General features: G+C 43.5%; 9 protein-coding genes. 3 read left to right on the top strand and 6 right to left on the bottom strand.

Translation table 11 applies throughout. The features are described 5' to 3' along the window. Nucleotides 1–23: 23 nt before the first annotated feature. Together HWQ40_RS24765 and HWQ40_RS24760 are read right to left on the bottom strand one after the other, a co-directional pair. A complete protein-coding gene (locus tag HWQ40_RS24765; RefSeq protein ID WP_292783088.1) occupies nucleotides 24–905 on the bottom strand; it encodes a TauD/TfdA family dioxygenase in 882 nt (293 codons plus the stop codon). 511 nt (nucleotides 906–1416) lie between these two features. Then, nucleotides 1417–2769, bottom strand: a complete 1353-nt coding sequence (locus HWQ40_RS24760; protein ID WP_292783084.1) for an N-acetylmuramoyl-L-alanine amidase — start codon at nucleotides 2767–2769, stop codon at nucleotides 1417–1419. A gap of 165 nt (nucleotides 2770–2934) precedes the next feature. Between HWQ40_RS24760 and dnaG the strand changes: the two genes are divergently transcribed. Next, nucleotides 2935–4893 (top strand): DNA primase, encoded by a 1959-nt coding sequence (dnaG, locus tag HWQ40_RS24755; RefSeq protein WP_292783539.1) that lies wholly within the window; start codon nucleotides 2935–2937, stop codon nucleotides 4891–4893. Nucleotides 4894–5176: 283 nt separating this feature from the next. Here dnaG and HWQ40_RS24750 read toward each other — a convergent pair whose 3' ends face one another. Beyond that, nucleotides 5177–6667 carry a glutamine synthetase family protein gene (locus HWQ40_RS24750; protein WP_292783081.1) on the bottom strand — a complete coding sequence of 497 codons (1491 nt, stop codon included), beginning with the start codon at nucleotides 6665–6667 and terminating at the stop codon, nucleotides 5177–5179. Between the two features lie 212 nt (nucleotides 6668–6879). On the opposite strand from HWQ40_RS24750, the gene HWQ40_RS24745 reads away from it, so the two are divergent. Next, nucleotides 6880–7254, top strand: coding sequence for a hypothetical protein (locus HWQ40_RS24745; protein WP_292783079.1), 375 nt, complete (start codon nucleotides 6880–6882; stop codon nucleotides 7252–7254). Between the two features lie 282 nt (nucleotides 7255–7536). Here HWQ40_RS24745 and HWQ40_RS24740 read toward each other — a convergent pair whose 3' ends face one another. After that, nucleotides 7537–8268, bottom strand: a complete 732-nt coding sequence (locus HWQ40_RS24740; protein WP_292783077.1) for an MBL fold metallo-hydrolase — start codon at nucleotides 8266–8268, stop codon at nucleotides 7537–7539. A 193-nt stretch (nucleotides 8269–8461) separates the two neighbouring features. On the opposite strand from HWQ40_RS24740, the gene HWQ40_RS24735 reads away from it, so the two are divergent. Then, nucleotides 8462–9982 (top strand): site-2 protease family protein, encoded by a 1521-nt coding sequence (locus HWQ40_RS24735; RefSeq protein ID WP_292783537.1) that lies wholly within the window; start codon nucleotides 8462–8464, stop codon nucleotides 9980–9982. Between the two features lie 35 nt (nucleotides 9983–10017). Here HWQ40_RS24735 and HWQ40_RS24730 read toward each other — a convergent pair whose 3' ends face one another. Further along, nucleotides 10018–11277 (bottom strand): FAD-dependent hydroxylase, encoded by a 1260-nt coding sequence (locus HWQ40_RS24730; RefSeq protein WP_292783074.1) that lies wholly within the window; start codon nucleotides 11275–11277, stop codon nucleotides 10018–10020. A 402-nt stretch (nucleotides 11278–11679) separates the two neighbouring features. Beyond that, nucleotides 11680–12558: a peptidoglycan recognition family protein gene (locus HWQ40_RS24725; RefSeq protein WP_292783071.1), complete on the bottom strand. Its 879-nt coding sequence runs from the start codon at nucleotides 12556–12558 to the stop codon at nucleotides 11680–11682. Nucleotides 12559–12718: the final 160 nt, after the last annotated feature.

The following is a 12718-nucleotide window of genomic DNA, read 5'->3' as shown; positions in this document are numbered from 1 at the left end:
TACAACTTTTAGCTAGCTGAACTTTAGAAAGGACGGCTTCCTCGAATGCTAACCCGCTTCAAAATCCGGGTTGCGTTGGAATTAAATTCGGGGCGATAGTGAGCCGTTGCCTGGTTGTCCCAATAAAGCAGGTCGCCCTTACTCCAGTGGTGTTGATAAATAAAGTGGGGTTGCTGAATGTGTTCCCGCAACCGCTCAATTAGCTTTGCCCCTTCCACTGGGTCGTAATCAACAATATCTACCTCGCTAGCGGCATTTAAGAAGAGAACTTTCTTGCCAGTATCCGGGTGAGTGCGAACCAAAGGATGGGTAGCAACTTGTTCACCGGGTTCAACGGAACGCCCAGCTGCGTAGCCAGGCTCAGGATACTTATCCCGATACTTGCCATAGAAATTAAAATGGCGTAACTGCAAGCCAGCAATCTGTTTTTTAGTAGCATCATCTAGTTCTTCGTAAGCCTGAATCAAATTCACCCAATAGGTATCAGGGCCATTCTCAGGTAGTTCTACCCCATATAAAAATGAACCACTAGATGGTGTAGGCAACCAGTCATGATCGATATGGGGTAAAAGTTCACGATAGTTGGGTGCAAGATTGACGGAACTTTCTTCAGAGGCAGCATTTGCAAGAGTAAGAACAAGGGGCGGCAGGTACGGCTCGGTTTCTCCTTTACGGACATAGGCAGGCTGTTGGAGAATGTCGCCAAAGTAATTTGCAAAGGCTAATAATTGGTCGTCGGTCAATTGTTGATTTTTGAAGATGAGGATGTGGTGATCGCGCCACGCCTGTTTGAGTTGCAAAATTACTTCTGGTTCTGCTGCAATACTGGCATCAACACCAGTAACAACTGCCCCTAAAGCTGCTCCACTAGGCGTAATCTCAATTCGTGTTGCAGTAAATGTCATAAAAATTTCTCCTTGTACTTTGTAGTTGCTAAGGAAGCGATCGTAGTTGTCAGTATAATACCCTAAACCGATAGATTTACAGTAGTATGCATTGACTATATTTTTAGACTGCTGGAATCAAAGCAGAAATACTCGGTAAAATACATAGCAAGCTTGTCCAGTTAAATTACGGGCTAAGGTGATACCCCTGACAATCTTGAAAAGATATACGAACTACGCCAATGGTTAATGCTTGACCATTTTGACCGCCAAAAAGTAAACCAATACAGCAATATGCGGCTGGAGTATTTCTGTACCTCACGACGTTGAAATCTGCTATATATCCCCAACTATGAAGAACGTTGGCGAAATGGTGAAGCTATTGCAACTGAGTTTGTAGAATCAACGGCTAATCAAGTAATTAGCAAGCGGTTTGTCAAAAAACAGCTGAAGCAGATCGTGTTTGCGATGGCGTTCCGCCCACCATAGGCGATCGCACTGTGCAGAACCTGAGTAATTTTCCTTTCCTTACTCAAAGAAGTCCTGCTGATTCATATAATCGTTTGAGCATTGCTGAAATCTTCGTACCATAATCCAAATCTGCTGACCACCGCCCTGATAGCTGATCGATTAATGGCGCAATCCCGCGTGTGACAAAGCGAAACCTTGGATCTACTACTTCTTGTACCAAAGGTTCTAAACTAGCGTAAGCTTTTAAATGTTGGACGTGTGCCCTGACTCCAATTCTGGCACTTGGAAAAGATGCAGCCTCCGAACCACCACCGATCGCACCTAAGCCTGCAAAGTTATTTTGCTCAGGTTTAATATCACCACCAAACCGTAAAAATCCCGTTTCTACACACATTTGGCAAAAGGCAATATCATAGTTCACTCCCTCTATACCTGCTTCTTCCCGATAAAGCTTTGGGATATCAGGAAACTTTGCTAAAGCATTTTCATTATTATTTCTGAGGAATAATTGTAACTGTACTTCGGAAGTATTACCGTTTGACATTACCCGCGAAAATTGACCAGGGCAAACCACCAAATTTGATCGCAAGCTAACGGTACGCGTTGCCGCATCCCAACTGACTGCAACATTAAAATCTCGCAGTTCGATGGCTTTGACATAAACTATTTTGTGATAAGTAATCCGATTGACATTAGCTGCTTTTGAAAGGTCAATTCGTAGAAGGTCTACTAAATCAATGGGGATGTAAGCATTACCATTAACTAAAACCCCTTGTTCTGTGTAACTTTGTCCATTAATATTAATATTAATTGGTGGATAATTTGCTTCTGTCGGAGTTCCAGGAGTGGGGTCAATTACACGACTCCAAGTCACCAATCCATCGACAATTCCCAAAGCAAAATCGCGGCGACGAGTTTGCAGCAAAGCCCGATCTTCTGGATTGCTAAGAAACCCCACTTGCATCACCAAAGCTGGCAGCGTTGTCTGACGACAGAATCCTAAACTACCCAATCCACTATCTGTATCTGGTTTGACTCCCCGATTCGGTAATTGGGGTACGCGGCGCAACAATCCCACTAGTAACTGTTCAGCATTGCTCTTGCGATCGCTATTATTAGCAATGTAGAAAACGCTAGCTCCACGCACAGAAGGGCTGTTAGCCGCATTAGCTGCAATTTCTAGAGCGACATCAATCCGGCGGCCACGAGAATTGATCCAGGTGATAGTTTGGGCGGCGCTCAAGTCATCAGGAACCGCTAAAACTTCCAAACTCCGCGCTCTGAGTTCCGTGACAATCAAATCCCGCAGCAGAATCATTTCTTTTGCTTCACTTGTACCACCTGCGATCGCGCCTTGATCTATTCCTCCGGCTTCTTTGCCTCCATGAGCCGCTGATATAAAAATACGCCCCATTTTCAGTATTTCCTCTGATAAAATTAAGTCTAAGCAATTCTATACATCATTCTTGGTCTAGCAACAAGAATATAATAGCGATCAGAAGTCTAAAGTCATTTGTCCTTTGGTATTTCTCCAAAGTTCATGACCAATGACCAATGACCAATGACTAATGACAAAGCCATGCAAATCCCCCGCTTGCACCCAGACACAATTGAAGAAGTTAAACTCCGGGCTGATATTGTAGATGTCGTTTCGGAATACGTAGTTTTACGCAAACGAGGAAAGGATTTTGTCGGTTTGTGCCCCTTCCATGATGAGAAATCTCCCAGTTTCACCGTCAGCCAGACCAAGCAAATGTACTATTGCTTCGGCTGTCAAGCCGGGGGAAATGCCATTAAGTTTGTCATGGAGTTGGGGAAGCGTTCTTTTGCTGACGTGGTGTTGGATTTAGCACGGCGTTACCAAGTACCTGTGCAAACTCTCGAACCCGAACAACGCCAAGAATTACAGCGTCAGCTATCTTTGCGTGAGCAGTTATATGAAGTTCTGGCAACGTCCGCCCAGTTTTATCAACACGCCCTCAGACAATCCCAAGGGCAAAAAGCACTTCAATATTTGCAATCTAACCGCCAATTCAAAGAAGAAACTATACAGCAATTTGGTTTAGGTTATGCCCCCGCAGGTTGGGAAACTCTCTATCGTTATTTAGTGGAAGATAAACATTACCCAGTGCAAATACTGGAAAAAGCGGGATTAATTAAACCACGCCGGGAAGGGGGTGGGTATTATGATGCATTTCGCGATCGCTTGATGATTCCCATCCGTGATGTCCAAGGGCGCGTTATTGCCTTTGGTGGGAGAACTCTGACTGATGAGCAGCCTAAATATCTGAATTCACCAGAAACCGAACTTTTTAGTAAAGGTAAAACCTTATTTGCCCTCGATCGAGCCAAAGATGGGATTTCTCGACTCGATCAAGCGGTGGTGGTGGAGGGATATTTTGATGCGATCGCTCTCCACGCTGCTGGTATTAATAATGCCGTTGCCTCACTCGGTACAGCTTTAAGCTTAGAACAAGTGCGGTTAATATTACGCTACACCGAATCGAAACAATTAGTACTCAACTTTGATGCTGATAAAGCCGGAACTAATGCCGCCGAAAGAGCGATCGGTGAAATTGCCGAACTGGCATACAAGGGCGAAGTTCAGCTAAAAATTCTCAATTTACCCGATGGCAAAGATGCTGATGAATATTTACATAGTCACACTCCAGAAGATTATGGAGAACTGCTAAAAAATGCGCCACTTTGGCTAGACTGGCAGATTCAGCAAATTATTCAAGACCGAGACTTAAAACAGGCTACTGATTTTCAGCAAGTAACTCAGCAAATAGTCAAATTACTTAAAAATATAGCTAACAGCGATACACGCAACTATTACGTTTCCTACTGTGCAGAAATACTAAGTTTGGGAGATACCAGACTTATACCTCTACGAGTCGAAAACCTGTTAACTCAAATTGCTCCGGCTGCGGCTACATATTCTAAGCCTGTGTCAGCGAAGAAAGCATGGGGAGGTAGTAAAATTTCCGCACTCCCCATTCCTAACTCCCCACTCCCTACAGAACGCAGCCTTTTAGAACACGCAGAGGCTTTATTATTGCGAATTTACTTGCATTGTCCCGAACAGCGTCAAATGATTGTTGACGAACTAGAGGAGCGAGATTTGCAATTTAGCCTTTCCCACCACCGATTTTTATGGCAACAGATTTTAGAAATTTCATCCTGTGATGGAGAGACGAAAAACTTGGCGTCTCTACCAAATTTAATTTCCCGCCTGCAAGATCAGTTCTTAGAATTTGACAGCGAGAGTGGGTTAATTTCCCATTTATTTCATGTGGATGAAAAAAACCAAAAAGAAATACTTCGGACTCCGCAAGTAGTTCAAGCTGCGATCGCTTGTATGGATTTAGTGATGCTTGAAAAACGCTATCGTCACTTTTTGGAACTATGGCAACAAACCGATCCAGAAGCTGAACCAGAGCGGTATCAATATTATTATCAGGCTTTCTACGCTGAAAAAATCAAGCTTCAACAAATAGACCGACAACGGTTATTTTCCATCACAGAGCTAAGTTGACACAATAGCAATACTTTCAGTCTTCAAAATACTAGTGTATTAGAAGTGCCAACCATCTTAGCTCATGCTTGTGGTGCACTACCCAGTGACTTTGGTCTACAGTATGCGCTCAGGGGACGTGAATACTGTGATTGTTGATGGCAAAATCATTATGGGTGAGCGTCAAATTTTGACAGTTGACAAAGCTGAAGTAATTAGTAACGTTCAGGCAATTGTCAAAAGATTCACTTAAATACCTTAATAATTCTCTTTAAAAGCGCAACATTCCCAAGAATTATTCACTTTAAAATAATTCAAAATATTCTCTTTGCTCCCAGTTAGTCACTTGCTTTAAATAGTCTTCTGCTGGCTGATCGGCGACGGACTGCAAAAAGCGATTAATTTCACTCTGTTTCATCTTAATGATGAAGTTGATGAACTGCTGCCCCATTTTTTGAGAAAAAAGTTCGCTTTGGCTCAAATATGAAATCGCCTCTGGCAAACTTTTGGGTAATGTCGGACTTTCTGTAGCGTAAGGTGACTCTGTTGGGGAGCCAGGGTCAACTTTACGATCTACACCATCTAACCCAGAAATCAATTGCGATGCCATATACAGGTAAGGATTGGCTGCTGGTTCTCCAACTCGGTTTTCAATATGGGTGGTGGGATCATCATAACCGCCTTGTAATCTAATCATTGCCCCTCGGTTTTCCAACCCCCATCCGGCACGGTCAGGAGCTAGGGAATAAGGCCTAAATCTTTTGTAGCCGTTAATTGTCGGGGTTGTGAACACAGAAGCGGCATTGGCGTGTTTAAGAAGACCACCAACGAAATGTTTACCTAAATCTGACATTAGGGTTTTGGTGTTTGCAGACATGAAAGCGTTCTCGCCTGTGGTTCGGTCTACAAGGGATTGGTGCAAATGCCAGCCATTGGAAGAAGAACCTTGCAATCCTGGACGACACATAAATGATGCGATGTAACCTTGTTGACGGCAGATTTGCTTGGTCGCCATTCGGAATATCATCATTGTATCCGCAGCTTGCAATGCCGGAATCGGGTCAAAGGTAAATTCAAATTGACCGGCACCCCCTTCGTTTTCTACACTCCTTAAAGGCAATCCCATTTCAACTAAGTTTTCTGCTAAAACGCGCAGTAAGTCGTGAATCTCTGGATTGTGTGATTCTAAAAGGTATTGGAAACTATGCTCTACAGCGCTAACTTTGGCAGGTTCACCAGGTTTTCCAGAAGTACCAACATTAGCGATCGCTAACATTGGATCTTCTAACTTTGCCAGATACCACTCAACTTCTAAGCCGACAATATGCTCTAATCCTCTTTGATGTAACTCTACCAATGATTGGTGCAAAATACCGCGACTGGAAAAGGGCATTACCTGACCATTTTGAAAGTACTCGTCACAGAGAATAAAGCCAGTACGTTTTGCCCAAGGCACAATTTTGAAGGTATCAGGGTCAGGAACAGCCACAAGATTTGGCGCACCTGTCATCGAAGGCATATCTAAACTACCGCCAGGAACAAACGGGTTAAATACTATTGCACCACCAGTATCAAATAGGAATGTCCCTGTGCTGATTTGCATACCGTTTTCTAAGGCGCTTAAAAATGTCTGCGGTAAGAGCGATTTGCTGCGAACAATGCCATGCTGGTCTGACCAAGCAGTACGAATCAACAGTAGATCCCGTTCTTTAACAACAGCCTTGATCTTTTCAGATGCTTCTTTTTGGATTTCTGTCCACAGGTGATGACGCTCAATAAATCCAGGTCTTTTCATTGCACACGAAAATATTTTAATGTTACTAATTATTCGGCTAGTACGTGATCGCTACCTGACGAAATGGGCAATACTCAATACTATAGTGGCAATAAAAGTAAAACGAGTGAGGTACAACAATATGGCTGAAAACCTTACATGGCAGAGTCTCTGATATACTTCATCTATATCAAAATCTAATTATTAGTTTTCCAATTTTTTGGAGGAAAAAAATGAAGAAGTTCACCTGTTTCATGATTGTCGGGGCAGTATTGTCGATTACTGCGCCAGCCTTTGCTGATGAAAATCGTGCGGTTAATATCAGTATTGGCAGTATTGGTGGTCCCTTAGATAATGCTGCTTTGCAAACAATTCGCCAGGTTATCGGGTTTGCAGTCGGCACTAGCACCGTCGATAAATTCATTGTATATAGTCCCAGGGCAGGATCTCCTATTCCTATCGAAGGAGGTTTATCTGCTTGTGCTGAAGCTGGCTTCGGCACAAGCAATACAACATTTAATGCTTTTATTCAGGAATTGCGTTCAATTAAGCCCAAATCAGGGACTTTCTACAATGTAGAACTTACCGCAAGCTGCAAACAGAGATAAGAATCTCGTTTGCACTCAAGCGCGGTAGGATGGGCTTCGTACCTCAGCCCATCCATCGAGTTATACAACCTTTTTTCATCACTCAAGCCCAAAGATTTATTTTTAATGATATTGACAAAAGGGAATTCCAAAAAATAAATTATCCAATTTCACGCCCATCAAAACGACTTTTTCTCCTCCTGCTAGAAAGCTCCCTGCTCCCCTACCATCAGAGCAATGGGATATTTTTTTATTTGGAAGTCCCAAATTTTACCCTTGTGGCGTTCACAAGCCCTGCTACCTCTAAAGGGGTTGTATCCTTAGCAAAGCTGGTAAATCCAGAGAGGCGAGGTGTTGATAAGCTCGGTCTATGATCCGCTTACCTCTAAGAAAGCCTGTATTAGCTCCTGGACAAATATACTGGAGAGTTTCTGGTGTAAAACGTTCTAACAATAATCGAAGGCTCTGAATTTGCCTTGGCCAGTGAAAGGTTTTAGCTGTCCGTAATGGTACTGCTTGACCATGCTGGTTAGGGAGTAAATGGCGACCAGAAAACAATATACCCCCAAGTTCACTGTAGTAGAGACAAGATGAGCCGGGAGAATGACCTGATGTCCAAATTACTTGTGTTGCGGCATCAAGAGTAAATTCTTCCCTAAAGGTAGTTACGGTTAAGCCTGGTAACAAATAAGCTTCTTGCTCTTGGATCAGCACCTCGCAGCCAAAGGCTTGCTGAAATTCAGCAGTCTTGCCAATGGCGCCGCGATGGGTGAGAAATAACCAACCCACGCCTCCATGCGATCGCAAAAAATCTTGATTTGTTTTTTCTAGTGCAGGGCAATCTATGAGGATATTGCCTTCATTTCTTACAATAAAATAAGAGGTTCCCCCTAATGTGTCCCGATTGGGTGGAAAGGCAAAAATGCTCTCTTGTGCGAAGTCCGATTGCAGAGAACCTCCGCTGAGAACTTCGTCAGGGAAGACAGCCCGTGGCGGCTTAGTTGTATGACTTGGCTGTTGAGGTAAAGGGCACATAATCAAAGAACCGAAACTGATGAGTTGTGGACAATTTGATTACAGTGTGGAAATTCTCAATAATTGAAACTTGAGCGTTCATCAGCACTGTTAACCGTTGTGAAAAAAATTGGGATTTGAGGTCTGCCTTGTAGTTAATGCTATGGTGCTGAAGCTACTGGTGGGGCGTTTTGTCAAAATTACTGAAGAGAATATGGCATTTTGGTTTCTGTTTATCCTCCTGCTGGGGCTAGCTACTTATCTCATGGTGCAGCGCAGCGTCGCTCACATCACCCGAACACCAGTATGGTTGTTGTGGCTGGTTTTAATGATACCAGCATTTCTATTGAGTGGATGGACGCTAATCTACGGGGCGAAACAACCTCCACCGCCAGAGCTGATCCTCTGGTCGGTATTTGTTTGCACAGTCTTGTACTGGGTGTTGTTTCAATGGGGGCGTCAAGTCCCAAGAGATACACAGACCGAAGCCCAAGCCCAAGCCTCAGAATCACAGCCGACTATCCAGCCTACCCCAGAACCAATAGTGCGTCCCATTGAACCAACGGAAGAAACCCAACTACGAAATTGTTTTCCTTGGTCTGTATACTACGTTCAAAATATTGAGTATCGACCACAATCTGTGATTTGCCGGGGTCAGTTGCGAACTAAAGCCAGCAACGCTTACCAGCAGATTAAAACTAATATTGAAGCACAATTTGGCGATCGCTTCTTGCTGATTTTTCAAGAAGGCTTCAATGGCAAACCTTTCTTTGTCCTGGTTCCCAATACTCAAGCTGCGAAACAGACAGATACACCACGACGCAACCAGGAACGGTTAACTCGACCAGGATTAGCGCTGATGCTGCTAGCAGCTACTTTGATCACTACTACCTTGGTGGGAGTGCAAAATGCTGGTGTTACTCTGCCGCCTATCTGGCAAATTGGATCTTTGTTCAAGCTTCTATCTAATCCAGATGTTTTATTCAAGGGATTGCCTTATGCATTAGGACTGATGACTATTTTAGGCATTCACGAACTTGGGCATTATTTGACAGCTAAATTTTACAAGATTCGCTCGACGTTGCCTTACTTTATTCCTGTACCTTTCTTCTTAGGAACTTTTGGCGCATTTATTCAGATGCGTAGTCCCATTCCTAACCGCAAAGCTTTATTTGATATTAGTATTGCTGGGCCAATTGCAGGTTTTGTTGTTACTTTGCCATTACTAATATGGGGCTTGGCTCATTCTGACGTGGTTTCCCTGACTGAAAAAACCCGACTTTTAAATCCTGATGCTCTCAATCCTAAGTATTCCATCTTACTAGCGCTACTCTCGAAGTTAGCTTTGGGAAGTCAGTTAACAGCAAAATCAGCCCTTGACTTGCATCCAGTTGCAGTAGCAGGTTTTCTGGGACTAATTGTCACAGCGTTAAATTTAATGCCTGTGGGACAATTAGATGGAGGTCACATTGTCCATGCGATGTTTGGACAACGAACTGCGATCGTAATTGGTCAAATTGCTCGTGTGTTGTTGCTGTTACTTTCTTTAGTTAGGGAAGAATTTTTGGTGTGGGCGATTATCTTATTATTTATGCCGTTGATTGATGAACCTGCACTGAATGATGTCACTGAATTGGATAACAAACGTGACGTTTGGGGATTACTGGCAATGGCTTTGTTGATTGTAATTATTCTGCCATTACCGCAGGCGATCGCTAACTTTTTGCAAATTTAATAAAGTAAACATATCAGCGATCGCGTTCTCAAGCCTTATCGTTTTGCTAATTCTGGAGTCCGCCCTTTTAAGCCAATCATCAATTTCAGCATAAATACTTTTAATATAGGTACTCGCTGCAAGAACCATAAACCCAAGCGACGAACCACCACCACAGGGAAGAAATTATTAGAAAACATCCGATCTAACAAATCGGTAAAACCTAAAATTGTCAGATTCTCTAGCTGGCGCCAGCGTTCATAACCTTTGAGAATCTGAATGTCACCAATATCTTTACCCGCTTTGTGCGCTGCTTGAATTACTTGCGCCAAAGCTGCTGCATCCCGAATACCCAGATTTAAACCTTGTCCGCCGACGGGATGGCAATTGTGCGCCGCATCACCAATTAATGCTAGTCGGGGGAGAACGTAGCGATTGCTTTGCATGAGTTGCACTTGAAAAACAAAGCGATCGCCTAGTAATTCCAGTTTTCCCATTTGATCGCCATAGCGGCGGCTTAGTTCTGCCAAAAATTGCTCGTCATTTAAGGCACACAAAGCTTTTGCTTCTTCATGGGGCGCTGTCCAGACAATGCGGCAACGGTTTCCCGGTAAAGGTAAAATCGCAAAGGGACCGCTAGACCAAAATCTTTCGTAAGCGGTGTTATTGTGGGATTTTTCTGGTTTGACAATGGCGACAATGCAAGATTGCCAATATTTCCAGCCAGAGGTTTTGATTCCAGCAGCTTGGCGAATTGGCGATCGCGATCCATCTGCGGCTACAACTAATTTGCTCTTGACTGTCTTTAATTGATCGGCAATTTTAATATCAATGGCGACTATATTCTGCTGGTATTGCGTATTTACCACTTCCGCCGGACACAGATAAGTCACATTTGGACAATCTTGGACGAACTCTTGCAACGGCTCCAACAGCGCTTGGTGTTCCGCCACATAACCCAACTCTGCTGTATCTATATCATCTGTGGTAAATTCCACCACATCGGGATAATCGGCATCCGAAAGACGAACTCGGCAATACTTGGCGATTTGCGGCAACATTTTGTCCCAAACACCAATTCCTTGATAAATTAGCGACGAAAGCTGATGAACTGCATAAGCTTGTCCCTTCGCTACCGCCACTGATGCCACTTTCGCCTCAATTAGCAAAATACTCAAACCAGAATCTTTTAAAGCAGAGGCTAGAGTTAACCCAATAATCCCACCGCCGACAATTACCAAATCATATTCATATCCCAGCTCATTTGGCGGTATTGGTTGAGGGGAAAGAGTTTGCTCAAGCTGCGTTATGGTCATTGTTAAGTTAGATTACAGCGTCTTAACTCTTATTTTGACGCGATCGCGCCTTCTTGGGCAAGTTAACAACTCAAAATTAAAGACAGCCCTCATCCCCTAACCCCTTCTCCCAAGACTGGGAGAAGGGGAACTAGAGAATTTGCTCCCCTCTCCCACACTTGGGAGCTACGGTGTATACACAAGTCAAATTACCCCCCTTAATCCCCCCTTGGAAAGGGTGGAAACAGGAATCTATTTCCCTCCCCTTTCCAAGGGGAGGGTTAGGGTGGGGTAAAACTGACGCGAAAAACCAGGTGAGTAAACTATTTCAGACTTGTGTATACACCGTAGCTCAAACTTGGGAGAGGGGCTGGGGGTGAGGGCAAAATATGGCAAGACGCCTACCCTACAAGATTGAATAAATTATTTACTAACTCGATAGATTGGTCTAACCTGACGATAAGTATTAAGTAAGCTGAGAAATTTATGACCATCAAAATTTATCGGGTCAACTTTTTTACCAGAACGGTCTACTAAATGGTGTGTAGTGATGCGATGATCTGGGACTTGACTTTGAGCAATTAACCAAGCAAGAGACTGATATTGAGCTTCCGTATAGCCGCTATGGGTTTGTTCGCTGCTACTGTCATAACTATCTGGCGGTGTTTCCAAAGAAACGTGATAAGCAAAATTATTCACAGACGCGGGCAAATTCGGATTAGTCTGCACAGTTTCCACTCCCTCGGAACTCTCAAATACTGAGTTAGCTGCACCAAAAGCCCGCTTTTCTGGCGGTACTAGATAAACTACTGTTCCGTCTAACTTGACTAAAGCGTGGTAACTTGCTTGCACACTTTCATCGTTATGGGCTACTTGAAAGAAATTAACTGCGCTGGAAGCAGAATAACCAGTTTCATGCAGGACGATAATCGGTTGGTTGTGGAGAGTTACGCCGTTAACATCTTGAACGTACCGTTCTCCATAGTTACTTGGGTCAACCGAAGCAACTTGATAATTAGGTCTGTACTGTGCAAAAGCTTGAGTGGTTACATACCTTGCTACAGGTTTGTTAGTCTTGACTGGGGACTTGATAACATTTTGAAATTTCTTCTCTGGCTCTTTCGCTAATTGGAATTGCGCCTGGGGATATTGACTGAAAGCTGTAACCTGTGGATTGGATGTACGGGATATTGTCGGATTGTTGTGTAATTTTGTTGCTCGTCCAATTAGCAGCACTACAATTAGAGTGGCGAACATCAGCCAGATTAGTAGCACCCTAGTCACCCAGTCTGTAAACTTCATTTTTCTAATACCCGTAAAACCGTAGATATTAATTTATAGCTAAACTGGCGTGTCAGTCGTAGAGGCGCACTTCTGTAAACCCCTACCGCTTATGGTATCCAAATAATAATCGCTATAATACCTTAATTCTAGTCAAATATACGCTATTAGTATATATGGG

Source organism: Nostoc sp. NMS9 (assembly GCF_017114995.1).
Lineage (GTDB): Bacteria > Cyanobacteriota > Cyanobacteriia > Cyanobacteriales > Nostocaceae > Nostoc.
The sequence above is the reverse complement of the archived record's forward strand: the minus strand, read 5'-3'. Positions and strand labels throughout refer to the sequence as shown.